This is a genomic window from Paenibacillus alkalitolerans (assembly GCF_016482785.1).
Taxonomy (GTDB): domain Bacteria; phylum Bacillota; class Bacilli; order Paenibacillales; family YIM-B00363; genus Paenibacillus_AE; species Paenibacillus_AE alkalitolerans.
The window spans coordinates 234529-248536 of sequence record NZ_JAEMXM010000005.1; the positions used below are offsets into that span (position 1 = coordinate 234529).

Here is a 14008-nt window from a genome sequence, read left to right on the forward strand (position 1 = left end):
GAAGGGAGAAGAAATCGATGATGAAAAAGAGAAAGAGCAGACATGGTGTGTGGTTGTTGGCCGTATTATTACTAATGGTTTGCGCTTTGGCAGGCTGCGGCGGTTCGGGCTCGAACGAGCCGGCCTCCTCCGCCGGTTCATCCGGGGCTTCCGCAGATCCCGCCGCAAGTCCGAACGAGCCTTCGGCTTCGGAGGCCGTTTCGGTCAAGCTGCAGTTGAAATGGGTGCCTCAAGCCCAATTTGCAGGTTACTACGTCGCGCTGGATAAAGGGTATTACGCCGAGGAAGGCCTCGAGGTCGAAATATTGCCCGGAGGGCCAGACATCGTTCCGGAGCAGCAAGTCGCAGGCGGGGCCGCGGATATCGGAGTAGACTGGGTGGCCAGCCTTCTCGCTCATCAAGAACAAGGGTTGCCGCTCGTCGAAATATCCCAGATATTCCAGAACAGCGGTCTCGTGCTCGTCTCCAAGAAAACGTCGGAAATCGCAGCTCCCGCCGATTTGAAAGGGAAAAAGGTAGGCAACTGGATGGGCGGCAACGAGTTCGAAATTTTGGCGCTGTTCGACAAGTATAATCTGGACCCGAACGCCGATTTGCAGTTCGTCAAACAAGGCTTCACGATGGACCAGTTTTTGGCGGGCGAGCTGGATGCCGCCTCCGCCATGACTTACAACGAGTATCAAGTCGTACTTGAGCAGGGCGTTCCGGAATCGGAGCTGAGCGTTATAGACATGAACGCGGAAGGAGTGGCCATGCTGGAAGACAACTTGTTCGCCAATAAAGATTGGCTGGCCGAGAACAAGGAGACGGCGGCAAAATTCGTGCGCGCTTCATTGAAAGGGTGGAAAGACGCAATCGACAATCCCGAGGCGGCGGTGGATATCGTAATGAAAGCCGTCGAGGAAGGCAGCACTTCCCGCGAACATCAGTTGAAAATGATGGAGGAAGTGGCCAAACTCGTCGCCCCGGAAGGCTTTGACATCGAGAAATTGGGATACATCGACGAGGCGATGTTTAAGCAAACGGCGGATATCGCCCATCAATTCGGGGTAATTAAGAGCCCGGCGAATCTCGAGGAAGCTTATACGAACGAAATCGTGGAAATAGCGAACAAGTAGCAACGGTCCGGCGGGCGAGAAGCTTCGTTCCCCGCCGGAAATGGAAAGGAGGAGCGTTATGGCCGGTATCGAGCCCTCGACGCAGGTTGCTGCGAAACAGAGGCTGTTGGAGATGGACCGGAAACACTTGTGGCACCACATGTCCGTTCATAACGAGGACCCGATGATTTTCGTGTCCGGGGAAGGGTGCTGGCTGACCGACATTGACGGCAACCGTTACTTCGACGCGATGTCGGGTCTATGGTGCGTAAATATCGGGCACGGACGAACAGAAGTGGCGCAAGCCGCGTCGAAGCAGATGGAGCAATTGGCCTATTCGCCCCTGTCGCACAGCCACATTCCGGCCATCGAGTTAGCTGCGAAAATCAGTGAATGGCTGGGAGGAGAGTACCGGATTTTCTTCTCGAATTCGGGCTCCGACGCCAACGAGGTCGCTTTCAAAATCGCGAGACAATATTTCGATCAGACCGGGCAGCCGAACCGGTTCAAATTCATTTCGCGGCACCGGGCGTATCACGGCAATTCGATGGGGGCGCTCGGAGCGACCGGGCAAGCCCAGCGCAAAATCAAGTACGAGCCGCTCGGAAGCGGATTTCAACACGTTCCCCCGCCGTATTGTTACCGCTGTCCGTTCGGCAAATCGCAAGAAAGCTGCAAGCTGGAATGCGCCGACATTTTTGACCAAGTCATTGTTTGGGAAGCACCCGAGACGGTGGCCGGAGTCATCTTGGAACCGGTCATAACAGGCGGGGGCATGATCGTGCCGCCTCCCGGCTATTTGAAGAAGGTCAAGGATATTTGCGAAAAGCACGGCGTGCTGCTCATCGTGGACGAAGTGATTTGCGGCTTCGGACGTTCAGGGGAGAAGTTCGGCCACCAAAATTTCGGGGTACAGCCGGATATCGTCACGATGGCGAAAGGAATGACCAGCGCGTACTCTCCCCTCTCGGCGACGGCGGTCCGCGCCGAATTGTACGAAAGCTTCCATGAACGGAGCGGCACCGGACATTTCCGCCACGTAAACACGTTCGGAGGAAATCCGGTTTCTTGCGCGGTGGCGCTGAAAACAATGGAGATTTTAGAAGAAGAAAGGTTGATTCAAGCGTCGGCGGAGCTCGGCCGCCGGTTAAGCGAGAGGCTGAGCGCGCTGTCCGCGCATCGGGCGGTGGGAGATATCCGCACCTTCGGCTTTGCCGCAGGCATCGAGCTGGTGGAGGATAAAGAGACGAAGCGACCGGCATCCGCGGAGAACGTGGCGAAGGTCATAGAATCTTGCAAACAAAGAGGCCTGTTAATAGGTAAGAACGGAGATACGGTTGCCGGCTATGCCAACGTACTAACGTTATCGCCGCCGTTCGTCACGACGATGGAGGAAGTGGATTGGATGGCAAGCACGCTGGAATTCGCATTGAACACGATTTCCTTTTGAACGGGGGTGCTCTTCATGAAGTTGACGATTAACGCCAATAGGCTGGAAGCGCGGCTTGAACGACTTTCCCGCATCGGCAAAATCGGCGAAACCGGGGTGTGCCGTCTGGCGCTCTCCAAGGAAGACAAAGAAGCGGTCGAGCTGGTCAAAAGCTGGTTCGAGGACGCGGGGCTCAAAGCGCGCATCGACGCGTTCGGCAACCTGATCGGAAGGATGGAAGGGAACAATCCCGACGTTCCCGTTCTGATGATGGGTTCGCATATTGACAGCCAGCCTTATGGCGGCAGGTTCGACGGGACGGTCGGCGTGCTTGGCGCGCTTGAAGTCGTCCAAACGTTCGCGGAACAAGGCTTCGTCCCCGAAATGCCCGTCGAGATCGCGGCGTTCTGCGACGAAGAGGGGTGCCGGTTCAACAAAGGGCTGTTCGGCGTCCGCGGCATGCTCGGCCGGTTGGAGGAACATGAGCTGGATCGCAGCGACAAGGACGGGATGACCCGGCGCCAGGCGTTGATCGAGTTCGGCTGTGACCCGGACTCGTTCGAAAGCTCGAAGTACCGGCAGGGACAGATCGGGGCGTTCCTTGAAATGCACATCGAGCAAGGTCCGGTGCTTGAATCGCTCGATCAGCCGGTCGGCATCGTCACCGGCATATCCGGTCCGCTGTGGCTGACGGTCGAGTTTGCGGGGTTTGCGGGCCACGCCGGTTCCGTACCGATGGCGATAAGGAAGGATGCGCTCGTCGGAGCGGCGAAGGTGATCGTCGCGCTGAACGAACTGGCTTCGAGCGAGCCGGGGGCGCCGACGGTAGGTACGGTCGGACAGGTGACCGTGTTTCCCGATTCGCGCAACATCATTCCCGAACGCGTCCGGTTCACAGTCGATCTGAGGGATATCGATTTGCCGCGCCGCAACAAACTCGAGGGCCGGCTTCAGGACATCATCGAAAGATCGGCTTCGGAGCACGGCCTTACTTACACGATTACCGAAGATACGAACAGCGAAACGCGCTATTGCTCGCCGTACATTATGGATGCAATGCGGCAAGGGGCGGCGAAGATGGGGTTGACGCCGCCGGAGCTGATGAGCGGGCCGTTTCACGATTCGCTCGCCCTGTCTTACGTTTGCGATTTCGGCATGATATTCGTCCGGTGCAAAGACGGCGTCAGCCATAACCCGAAGGAGTATGCAAGCATGGGCGATATATGGCTCGGCGCGGAGCTGCTGTATCATACGGCGCTATCGATGGCTTCCGGCATCGGGCCCGGCTATTCGGAACAAGGAGATCGAGCGGCATGGACAAAGTGACGATCGGACTGATCCAAGCGAAGCATGACGTGCACGGAGGCGAACCGGTCGCGGTTCATAAAGCGACGGCGATCGAAAAGCATATGAAACTTCTCAAGGAAGCGAAAGCGAAAGGGGCGCAAATCGTCTCTTTTCAAGAAATCTTTTACGGTCCGTATTTTTGCGCCGAGCAGACGCCGAGATGGTACGAGGCAGCGGAAGAAATTCCGGACGGACCGACGGTGAAGCTGTTTCAAGAAGCCGCGAAGGAGCTGGGTATCGTTCTCGTTTTGCCGATATACGAACGGGAAGGGATCGCGACTTATTACAACACGGCGGCGGTGATCGACGCGGACGGAACTTATCTCGGAAAGTACCGGAAGCATCATATACCGCATGTGGGGGCGGGAGGCGGAGGCTGCGGGTTTTGGGAGAAGTACTATTTCAAGCCCGGAAATACGGGCTATCCGGTGTTCGACACCGCGTTCGCCAAAGTCGGGGTGTATATTTGCTACGACCGCCATTTCCCCGAAGGAGCCCGGCTGCTTGGACTGAACGGCGCGGAAATCGTCTTTAACCCGTCAGCAACCGTATCGGGAACGTCCGAATACTTGTGGAAGCTGGAGCAGCCCGCCCATGCGGTCGCCAACGGCTATTACGTGGGCGCAATCAACCGGGTCGGCTTCGAACAGCCATGGAACATGGGGGAATTTTACGGCCAATCGTATTTGGCCGATCCGCGAGGAAGCATCGCCGCCATCGGGAGCCGGGACGAAGACGAGGTTGTCGTCGGGGATATGAACAAATCGCTCATCCGTGAAGTGCGGGAAAGCTGGCAATTTTACCGCGACCGCCGTCCCGAAACGTATCAGGAACTCGCTAGGCTGTAGACGGTTAACCGGACGGTGAAACTGAAACCGAAATCCGAAGCGAAGGGGGACCAGGAACGATGAATGACATGCTGCGACGCAATTTCGCCGAAGTGCATCCCGGGCTCACTCCGAAGGAAGCGATGGAAGAATCCAACCGCTGCCTCTATTGCTACGACGCTCCTTGCATCAAATCTTGCCCGACCGGAATCGACATTCCTTCCTTCATTAAAAAAATATCGACCGGAAACTTGAAGGGCTCCGCACGGGTCATCATGGACGCCAATCCCGTCGGCGCGACCTGCTCCCGCGTATGCCCCACGGAGCAGCTGTGCGAAGGGGCGTGCGTGCTTAACGGCGCGTCCCAACCGATCCGGATCGGATTGCTGCAGCGCTATGCGACCGATGCCGCGATGAAAACCGGGGACACCCTGTTCGCTGCCGGACCCCGAAACGGGCGGAAAGCAGCCGTTGTCGGCAGCGGGCCGGCCGGATTGTCCGCCGCCCGCGAGCTGGCCCGTTTCGGCTATGCCGTAACGGTGTACGAGGCGAAGGAAAAGCCGGGAGGATTGGACACATACGGCATCGTGTCGTTCCGGCTGCCGCAGGACATTCCGATGTGGGAAGCCGATCAGCTGAGCAAGATGGGCGTTGCGATCCGGACCGGGGTGCGTGTGGGCACCGATGTGCACGCGGAGAAGCTGCTGGCCGATTATGACGCCGTCGTGCTGGCCGCCGGAATGGGCCGTGTGCCGGCGCTTGGCATCGAAGGGGAGCAGCTCGACGGAGTATACGACGCGATCGAGCTGATCGAAAGCACGAAGGCGGACGCTTTCGGCGGCGGTCTGCAAGGCGCCCGGGTCATCGTGATCGGGGCGGGCAATACGGCGATCGATGCGGCTACTTGCTCGGTCCGATTGGGCGCGGACAACGTCAAGATCGTCTACCGCCGGACGCGCGGCGAAATGACCGCTTACGACTTCGAATACCGCTTCGCCAAGGAAGAAGGCGTCGAATTCCGCTGGTTGACCGCTCCCAAGCGGATCGTCGGCAACGAATCCGGGAAGGTGACCCATCTGGAATGCGTCAGGATGACGCTTTCGGAGGAAACCGGGAAGGACGGGCGACCCATTCCGGTGCCTGTCGCAGGGTCGGAGTTTCTCATGGAGGCGGACGCCGTCATTAAAGCGATCGGACAGAAGCGGCTTCTGCCGCTGATCGAAGCGTTCGGTCTCGAGCATGAACGGGGCGTCGTGACGATCGACCCGGTCACTTACCGGACGTCTCATCCGAAAGTGTATGCGGCCGGCGACGTCGTCTTCGGCCAAGGCAACGGGGAAGCCACCGTCGTGAGCGCCGCCCAGCAAGGGAAGCTGGCGGCTTACTCCGTTCACCGTCATTTCGGCGGAATATCGGCCGAAACGGCTTGAAAGGGGATGTGAGGACATGGCAGATTTATCCGTCAATTTGGCCGGCATTGCGTCGCCGAATCCGTTCTGGCTCGCCTCCGCGCCGCCGACGAATACGGGATACCAGGTCCAACGTGCGTTCGAAGCGGGCTGGGGCGGCGCCGTGTGGAAGACGCTCGGCAATCCGATCATAAACACGGCCTCCCGTTTCGCAGGCTTGCATATAGGGACCCAACGGGTGGCGGGCTTCAACAACATCGAGCTCATCTCCGACCGGCCGCTCGAAGTGAACCTGAAAGAAATCTATGAAACGAAAAGAAGATTCCCGAACCATGCGCTCGTCGTCTCAATTATGGTGGAGCCGAAACGCGAAGCTTGGCATGAAATCGTCAAGCGCGTCGAAGCGACCGGAGCGGACGGGCTGGAGCTCAATTTCGGGTGTCCGCACGGGATGGCCGAGCGCGGGATGGGCTCCGCCTCCGGGCAAGTTCCCGCCTTGGTCGAAGTCCAGACGGGCTGGGTGAAAGAGGCGGCGCGGACGCCGGTCATCGTCAAGCTGACGCCCAACATTACCGATATTACCGCAACAGCGGTCGCCGCCGTGCAGGGCGGAGCGGACGCGATATCGCTGATCAACACGATCAACAGCTTGATGGGTGTCGATCTGGATACTTGGAACACGATTCCCCATGTGGCCGGCAAAGGCGCGCACGGCGGATATTGCGGACCGGCCGTCAAGCCGATCGCGCTGAGCATGGTGGCCGAGTGCGCCCGCCATCCGGAGGTGAATGTGCCGATCTCCGGCATCGGCGGCATTGCCGCATGGAGGGATGCGGCCGAATTCATGCTGATGGGGGCGACGGCGGTTCAAGTGTGTACGGCTGCAATGCACCACGGTTTCCGGATCGTCGAAGACATGATCGACGGCTTGAACAACTACTTGGACGAGAAAGGCATTTCCCGCGTCTCCGAGCTTGTCGGGCAATCGGTCGGCAAATACGCGAACTGGGGCGATCTCGATTTAAATTACCGCATCGTCGCCAGAATCGATACGGAAACATGCATCAGCTGCAACAAATGCCACATCGCCTGCGAGGACACGTCGCACCAATGCATCGAGCGGCACGTCGACGCCAACGGCAAGCCTTACCTTAAAGTTCGCGAGGAAGATTGCGTCGGCTGCAACCTGTGCGCCATCGTCTGTCCGGTCGACGGCGTCATCTCGATGGCCGAGATGCCTTCGGAAGCTCCGCCGATGACGTGGAACGAACGGCAAAGAGCGTTGGCCATATTAACGAAACAGCCTGAAGGATCAAGCGCGAAGGAGGTGGCGAAGCCGTGAAAAAGCTGGTCAAGGGAGGTACGGTCGTAACGGCCGCCGACGTCTATAAGGGGGACATCCTGATCGAAGGAGAAACGATTTCCGCCATTGGAGCGAACCTGCAAGATCCCGATGCGGAATTGATCGATGCGGACGGGCTGTATGTGTTCCCCGGCGGGATCGATCCCCATACGCATCTGGACATGCCGTTCGGCGGTACGACGACGAAGGACGATTTCGAGACAGGAACGGTCGCGGCCGCATTCGGCGGCACGACGACGATCATCGATTTTTGCCTCACCGCCAGAGGCGCTCCGCTCGAGAAGGCCGTGCAAACGTGGCATGATAAGGCAAGAGGGCGCGCCGTCATCGACTACGGTTTTCATCTGATGATCGCGGAGATGAACGATGATGTGCTGTCGGAATTGCCGCGCATCATTGAAAGCGAAGGCATTACGTCCTTGAAGGTGTTCATGGCTTACAAAAACGTTCTTCAAGCGGACGACGGGACATTGTTCCGCACGCTTTTGTCGGCGAAGGAACATGGGGCGCTCGTCATGGTACATGCCGAGAACGGTGACGTTATCGATTATTTGATCGCGAAGGCGCTCGCCGAAGGGAACACGGATCCGATCTACCACGCAAGGACGAGACCTCCGGAGCTGGAAGGAGAAGCGACCGGCCGCGCGGCCGCGATGACGGCGCTCGCCGATTCGCAGCTGTACGTAGTGCATGTGACATGCGCGGAGGCGGTACGGCAAATAGCCGAAGCCCGCAGCAAAGGGTTTCGCGTATTCGGGGAAACGTGTCCGCAATATTTGGTGCTTGACGAATCGTACCTGGAGAAGCCGGATTTCGAAGGGGCCAAATATGTATGGTCCCCGCCGCTGCGGACCAAAGAGCATCAGGAAGCGCTGTGGAACGCGCTGAACAGCGGAGAGCTCCAGACGGTCGGCTCGGACCAGTGCTCCTTCGATTTTAAAGGACAGAAGGAGCTCGGCCGCGGAAATTTCTCCAAAATACCGAACGGCGGGCCGACGATCGAAGACCGCTTCACCATTCTTTTCTCCGAAGGAGTTTGCAAAGGCCGGATCGGTCTGAACCGATTCGTCGACATCGTCGCCACGCGGAGCGCCAAGCTGTTCGGCATGTTCCCGCGCAAAGGCACGATCGCCGTCGGAAGCGACGCCGACCTCGTCTTGTTCGATCCGAACGCCGAGCGGACGATTGCCGCGGCCGGCCATCATATGGCGGTCGATTACAATGCGTTCGAAGGCATGAAGGTGACGGGAGAGCCTGTTTCCGTTCTGTCCCGCGGGCAATTCGTCATCCGCGAGAAGCGGTTCGTCGGTAAGGCGGGGGCGGGGCGGTATTTGAGGAGAAACAAGTTCGGGGAGGCTTCATATGTCCGCGTGGAATGAATATATGGAGGAAAAAGCGAAGATCGACGAATTGATCGGCGAAGGATACGTCATTGCAGACGTTGCGGAGGGATTGGACGGAGACGCCGTCAAGTTCGCCCGCGTTTCCGGCGATCAAGAGACGGAAACGAAAGAGCTTCTGCTGTCGACCGCGGATGCGCGCAAATATTTGGGAGCTGTCTTGATCGGGCAGCTCCGGAATGCGCGGGCCAGCGTCATGTGACGGGCCCGTGCGCATATTCGTAGGCGTACAAAGCGAGCTCGATCATGAGACGCTTCTCCGGCATCGTGAAATCCGAACCGAGCAGCTCGGATATTTTGTTGAGGCGATGGTACAGCGTTTGACGGACGATGAAAAGCGCGTTGGCCGTCTCCTGCTTGGCGCCGGACAACTGAAGGTACACTTTCAGCGTCTTTAGCAAATGGGCGTCCTTGTTCCGTTCATATCGGAGTATCGGTCCCAAATAGTCGTCGATGAAGGCGGAGAGTTGACCGGCTTTTTCCATGCCCGCAATGATCCGGTGCACGTGGAGCTCCGTGTAGAAAGGCCTTTGGAGCGGTCCGGTCGTCTTCTGGATAAGAATCGTTTCGCAGGCCGCTTCGAAGCTTTTGTGCAGCGCGGCCGGTTCCGGGACGGTCGGACCGATTCCGGTTAATCCGTTGAACAGGGCGAGTCCGCCCGGTTTATCCGTCTTGCGCAGCCGCTCGATCGCTTGCATCGGCGGCGGGGTCCGGGCGGTCCGCTCGCTTAGATGCAGCAGGATGAATACAAGCTGATGGCCGATGAGCGCCGTGACGAGAAGAAAGCCGTTCTGATCGAAGAATGAACGCGCCCAGATGATCCGTTGGACCAATACCGTCTCGAAATCCGGAGCATGAAGCGTCTTTCCGTCCAGCTCGAACACGCAGGCCGTCACCGCGCTAATTTGCGCGCCGGGCTTTATCGACCGGACGCTGCCGGATATTTCGGCGTATTTCAGTTTGCCGTTCAGCCAATCCTGAATCCAGCCCGTTTCCTTGTATCTTCTTCTTTCCTCGACGTGCATCGTCCGCATCATCTCTTGAGCGACAGCCGTGGCGCACCGGTCCAAAGCGAGCAAGACGAATTCGCCCGGCTCCTCGTCCGATTGTATGGCCAATTCGGCGAATTTGTGGCCCATGATCATGATCGGACGGCGAACCATTATTTCGTCTTCCGCCGATTGGCGATCGTCCGGCTTGGAGGAGGGGGGCAGCATAAGCGGTTCGCCGTCTATCGGCAAAAGGGCGACTTTCCGTTTCGTCTTCTCGTGAAGGAGCCGCAGAAGCGGCGGCAGTCCTTTGCCGGATAACAGCAAACGGTTGAATTGATTCGTCAGCGTATCGAGATCCGTGATCATTTTGTGATTGCGGTTGATGAAGAAGGTGTGCAAATCCCGGGTGATGTCGACGTAACGCACCTCTTCGTGAAACAGGATGAGCGGAAAGTCGGCGCCGATCGCCAGCTGTTTCATCCGTTCCGGCGGCTTCTTGGTATACGTCCCCAGCTCAATGCACAAACCGGCTGCGTTGCTCTCGATCAACTGGCGCAGGAACGCGGCGCCGATCTCTTCCTCCTCCTGCCATCCGATGCCCGTGGTAAGAATCAGTTCATTCCCATTGAGCAGCTGGCCGACCTTGGTCACTTCCATGATGTGCACCCATTTGACAAGGCGGTCCAGCGCTTTCTCGCTCGCAATCACTTCCGCGTTGCGAAAGCAGGGACGCTTCAACACTTCACGGACTCTTACATCCCTAAAGTCAACCATGTCGCGTTACCTCCCGTCATTCACTGGCGTCAATAACGGTTTCGGTGAGTGGTGAACATTTTCCTGCACGGATGCCTGATTATCCTGCCGGATTACCGGGATGCCGGCGCACGAATTGTGCCGGCCGCCGGGGACGCCTGATCCGCCGAGTCGCGCAATTCCGCACTCAGGCCTCCTAAGCGCGTGTTTAACCATTGAAATATGTACCGCAGCACTTCTCCGTCATTCAAAAACTGATGATTCCCCTTAGTCAGCACGAAGCAATTTTTTTCGTCGGACGCGATACTCGCGAAAAACTGCTCGATCGCATTGGAATTGACGATACGGTCATATCGATCATAAAGGCACAAGATGGGACAACGGAACCGGTTCACTTCAGATAAAGCCTTTGTACCGTTATTTATCAGTTCGCTGAACCAGCGGGGAGTGTAGTGAACTGTAGTCAATGGGTCTATCAACAAGTTGGAGGTCCAATCAGGCAGCCGCGATTGAAGACATTTCCGTTTTCGCAAAGCTTCATTCCATTTTACAAGTTCAACCGGCAAAGCGGGTGCGAGCAATGAAACAAGATTGACGGATTTTTTCATGAAATTCGGAAATTTAAGGCGAATCCCCAGCGCCGGGGAAGACAAGATGACTCCGGTTACTCTGTCGCAGAACTGTTGGGCGTATCGTACGGCGACAAGACCGCCCAAACTGTGCCCGAACAAAAAAATCGGCAGCTCGGAAAATTGAATTTGCAGTTGGCCGACCACTTCATCCAAGTCATCCAGATAATCCTTGAACTGCCGAATATAGCCCCGTCTTCCGCCCGACCTGCCGAATCCTCGCAAATCGGGAGCAATGAATGCGACGCTCCGCTGCAAACACTCCATGCCAAGGTGGGAGTATTGTCCGGAATGCTCCCCGGCTCCATGGAGGAACAGTATCAATCCTTGCGGTTGAAGCGGTTTCCACAATCGGCAAAACAGCTTCATATCCCGTGAACGAATATAATATGAATCTTCACCGGAACGCACACTCATACACCCGTCTCCTAATTATTGTAAGATGAACACGAAGCTATTATGCTCCATATCGGTAACTGTATTCAGAGTGAGGACGGTCGAAGGATAATAAGTAAGCTTATGGGAACCCTACCTTTGTGAAAGGAGGGTTTTCAAATACATGCCTGACAACAATCAACCGGAAATTCAATCGCCAAGCGTACCTGAAGTCGAACAACCCGAGATACCGGAGTTCGAACAGGTAACGGAACATCCCGAGGGTGATAATACCCGTGTGCAGTCCGAGGAAATTCGGTACCCGAATGCGGACGGATTATATCCGTAAAAGCATTAAGGTAAGCCACTGAATAAGGCTCTAACGCTTCAATTAAGCGATAGAGCCTTTTATTTTGACGCAGCCTGTGTTATCCCCATCGCAAATGGAGGCGCTGCCTATTGTTGCCGTCCCCGGCTGAAGTCAACCTTTCAGTGCGCCGATCATGACGCCTTTCACAAAATAACGCTGTATGAACGGATACACAGCCAATACCGGCAACGTCGCAACCATGATGGTGGCATATTTCACCGTCTCGCCGACTTGATACTGTTCGCCGACGCCAGAAGTCGAGGTGATGGTATCCGTTGAGTTCAGGATCAGGATTTCGCGCAGCAGTATTTGCAGCGGGTACAATTCCCTGTCTTTCAGAAATACCGAAGCGTAAAACCACCCGTTCCATTTCTCAACCGCATAGAACATGCCCATCACCGCCATGACAGGCAATGAAAGCGGGATAATGATGCGGAATAAAATGACCCAATGGTTTGCGCCGTCCATTTTCGCCGATTCCTCCAATTCGTGGGGCACGCTCTGAAACGCGGTGCGCATCACGATCAAGTTAAAGGTGTTGATCATGAACGGAATTACCGTGGACCATAACGAATTGTACAGTCCCACTCCTTTCACAAGCAGATAAAAGGGAATCAGACCTCCGCCGAAAAACATCGTGAACATAATAATCATCATGAACGGCTTATTCCACATCACATTTTTTCTGGATAAAACATAAGCTCCAAACGCGGTCATAAGCAGGTTCAGAATGACGCCCATTACGACGATGAACAGCGTATTCCGGTATCCGCGCAGCATTTGGCCGTTCTCGAATATTTTGGTGTAAGCGTCCAAGTTGAAGCCAAGCGGTTTTAACAGCAGTCCCCGGTGGGCCACAAGCGCATTCCCGTCGCTGATAGAAGCTAGTGCGACGTGCAGCATGGGATACACGGTTACGATCATCAAGATGAAAAGTATGGCGTAGATCGTCCAGTCGAACAACGCCTCTGTGATATTAGTTTTCAAAATCGGAACCCTCCAATTCGCGAACAGGGCAAAAATAAGAACGGGCTACCATAAGCTGTGCTCGTTGACCTTGCGGCTGATCCAGTTCGCGGCTACGAGCAGGATCAAGTTAATTACCGAATTGAACAATCCGACAGCGGAGCTGTAGCTCCACCCAAACTCGAGCAGACCTTTGCGGTATACGAACGAAGAAATGACATCGGCCGTTTCGTAGATGGTCGGATTGTACAGCAATATGATTTTCTCCCAGCCGACATTCATCATGTTGCCTATGCGCAAAATGAGTAAAATCATGATTGTTGGCAGCAGACCGGGAAGCGTAATATGCCAGATTTGCTTGAAGCGGCCGGCTCCATCCATGCGGGCGGCCTCATACTGCTCCTGATCGATGCCCATCAAAGCTGCCAAATAAATGATCGATTCCCATCCGACGCTCTGCCATATTCCGGATATGATGTAAATCGGCCGGAACAAATCGGGATGCTGCAGCATCGCCGTGCCGTCGCCCCCGAAGAACGTCCAGAGATAGGTGATGATGCCGTTGCTGCTTGTAAAGTCTTTAATAATGCCCGCGATGACGATCATCGAAATAAAATGCGGCATATAGGTGATGAGCTGTACCGATTTTTTGTACTGTTTATTCCGCACTTCGTTGATCATGATGGCAAGTATAATGGGCGCGGGAAATTCAAAGATCAAACTGTAAAGGCTGAGCAGAAGCGTATTTTTGAGAAGCCGCCAGAAGTAATAGGTGCTAAAAAACGATTCGAAATGCTCAAATCCGACCCAACTGCTGCCCATGACACCTTTAATGGGTGAAAAATCTTTGAAAGCAATGATGGCTCCATACATCGGGAAATAGTGGAAGATGACATAGAAGACAATGACGGGAACCATCATGATATATAAATGTTTGTTCAACAAAAAGTCTTTGGCCAATCTGCCGCGAAACGAAACGGTTGCTGCCTTCGTCTTTCCCATAGCGCTCTTCCTTCCATGTAGCGGACGGGGACGGGAATGATGGATCATG

General features: G+C 55.9%; 13 protein-coding genes. 9 read left to right on the forward strand and 4 right to left on the reverse strand.

Annotated elements, in window-relative coordinates:
- Positions 1-17: 17 nt before the first annotated feature.
- From JET16_RS11140 to JET16_RS11175, 8 genes are read left to right on the forward strand one after another with little or no spacing between them, the layout of a single operon-like run.
- On the forward strand, positions 18-1118 hold the full coding sequence (locus JET16_RS11140) for an ABC transporter substrate-binding protein (protein ID WP_199615915.1): 1101 nt from the start codon (positions 18-20) through the stop codon (positions 1116-1118).
- A 58-nt stretch (positions 1119-1176) separates the two neighbouring features.
- Positions 1177-2547, forward strand: a complete 1371-nt coding sequence (locus JET16_RS11145; protein WP_199615916.1) for an aspartate aminotransferase family protein — start codon at positions 1177-1179, stop codon at positions 2545-2547.
- A gap of 15 nt (positions 2548-2562) precedes the next feature.
- On the forward strand, positions 2563-3852 hold the full coding sequence (locus JET16_RS11150) for a M20 family metallo-hydrolase (protein ID WP_199615917.1): 1290 nt from the start codon (positions 2563-2565) through the stop codon (positions 3850-3852).
- Entirely contained in the window at positions 3840-4721 is an 882-nt protein-coding gene (locus JET16_RS11155) for a nitrilase-related carbon-nitrogen hydrolase (RefSeq protein WP_199615918.1), read from the forward strand. The genes JET16_RS11150 and JET16_RS11155 overlap by 13 nt, the downstream gene beginning before the upstream one ends.
- A 59-nt stretch (positions 4722-4780) precedes the next feature.
- Positions 4781-6130, forward strand: a complete 1350-nt coding sequence (locus tag JET16_RS11160) for an NAD(P)-dependent oxidoreductase (protein WP_199615919.1) — start codon at positions 4781-4783, stop codon at positions 6128-6130.
- A 16-nt stretch (positions 6131-6146) separates the two neighbouring features.
- On the forward strand, positions 6147-7451 hold the full coding sequence (gene preA / locus JET16_RS11165; RefSeq protein ID WP_199615920.1) for an NAD-dependent dihydropyrimidine dehydrogenase subunit PreA: 1305 nt from the start codon (positions 6147-6149) through the stop codon (positions 7449-7451).
- Positions 7448-8851, forward strand: a complete 1404-nt coding sequence (gene hydA, locus JET16_RS11170) for a dihydropyrimidinase (protein ID WP_199615921.1) — start codon at positions 7448-7450, stop codon at positions 8849-8851. Before preA ends, hydA begins: the two co-directional genes overlap by 4 nt.
- Positions 8835-9074, forward strand: coding sequence for a hypothetical protein (locus JET16_RS11175; RefSeq protein WP_199615922.1), 240 nt, complete (start codon positions 8835-8837; stop codon positions 9072-9074). Before hydA ends, JET16_RS11175 begins: the two co-directional genes overlap by 17 nt.
- Here the strand turns inward: JET16_RS11175 and JET16_RS11180 are convergent.
- A complete protein-coding gene (locus JET16_RS11180) occupies positions 9067-10638 on the reverse strand; it encodes a PucR family transcriptional regulator (RefSeq protein WP_199615923.1) in 1572 nt (523 codons plus the stop codon). The two genes, JET16_RS11175 and JET16_RS11180, sit on opposite strands and share 8 nt — an antisense overlap.
- Positions 10639-10730: 92 nt before the next feature.
- On the reverse strand, positions 10731-11663 hold the full coding sequence (locus tag JET16_RS11185; RefSeq protein ID WP_199615924.1) for an alpha/beta fold hydrolase: 933 nt from the start codon (positions 11661-11663) through the stop codon (positions 10731-10733).
- A gap of 142 nt (positions 11664-11805) precedes the next feature.
- Here JET16_RS11185 and JET16_RS11190 point away from each other — a divergent pair, with 142 nt between their 5' ends.
- On the forward strand, positions 11806-11970 hold the full coding sequence (locus tag JET16_RS11190) for a hypothetical protein (RefSeq protein ID WP_199615925.1): 165 nt from the start codon (positions 11806-11808) through the stop codon (positions 11968-11970).
- 132 nt (positions 11971-12102) lie between these two features.
- Here the strand turns inward: JET16_RS11190 and JET16_RS11195 are convergent, their stop codons facing one another.
- Positions 12103-12978: a carbohydrate ABC transporter permease gene (locus JET16_RS11195; RefSeq protein WP_233531397.1), complete on the reverse strand. Its 876-nt coding sequence runs from the start codon at positions 12976-12978 to the stop codon at positions 12103-12105.
- Between the two features lie 45 nt (positions 12979-13023).
- Positions 13024-13959, reverse strand: coding sequence for an ABC transporter permease (locus tag JET16_RS11200; protein ID WP_199615926.1), 936 nt, complete (start codon positions 13957-13959; stop codon positions 13024-13026).
- Positions 13960-14008: the final 49 nt, after the last annotated feature.

Coding starts and splice junctions, on each gene's coding strand:
- JET16_RS11140 (WP_199615915.1), top strand. CDS start 18: ATGATGAAAAAGAGAAAGAGCAGACATGGTGTGTGGTTGTTGGCCGTA.
- JET16_RS11145 (WP_199615916.1), top strand. CDS start 1,177: ATGGCCGGTATCGAGCCCTCGACGCAGGTTGCTGCGAAACAGAGGCTG.
- JET16_RS11150 (WP_199615917.1), top strand. CDS start 2,563: ATGAAGTTGACGATTAACGCCAATAGGCTGGAAGCGCGGCTTGAACGA.
- JET16_RS11155 (WP_199615918.1), top strand. CDS start 3,840: ATGGACAAAGTGACGATCGGACTGATCCAAGCGAAGCATGACGTGCAC.
- JET16_RS11160 (WP_199615919.1), top strand. CDS start 4,781: ATGAATGACATGCTGCGACGCAATTTCGCCGAAGTGCATCCCGGGCTC.
- preA (WP_199615920.1), top strand. CDS start 6,147: ATGGCAGATTTATCCGTCAATTTGGCCGGCATTGCGTCGCCGAATCCG.
- JET16_RS11175 (WP_199615922.1), top strand. CDS start 8,835: ATGTCCGCGTGGAATGAATATATGGAGGAAAAAGCGAAGATCGACGAA.
- JET16_RS11180 (WP_199615923.1), bottom strand. CDS start 10,638: ATGGTTGACTTTAGGGATGTAAGAGTCCGTGAAGTGTTGAAGCGTCCC.
- JET16_RS11185 (WP_199615924.1), bottom strand. CDS start 11,663: ATGAGTGTGCGTTCCGGTGAAGATTCATATTATATTCGTTCACGGGAT.
- JET16_RS11190 (WP_199615925.1), top strand. CDS start 11,806: ATGCCTGACAACAATCAACCGGAAATTCAATCGCCAAGCGTACCTGAA.
- JET16_RS11200 (WP_199615926.1), bottom strand. CDS start 13,959: ATGGGAAAGACGAAGGCAGCAACCGTTTCGTTTCGCGGCAGATTGGCC.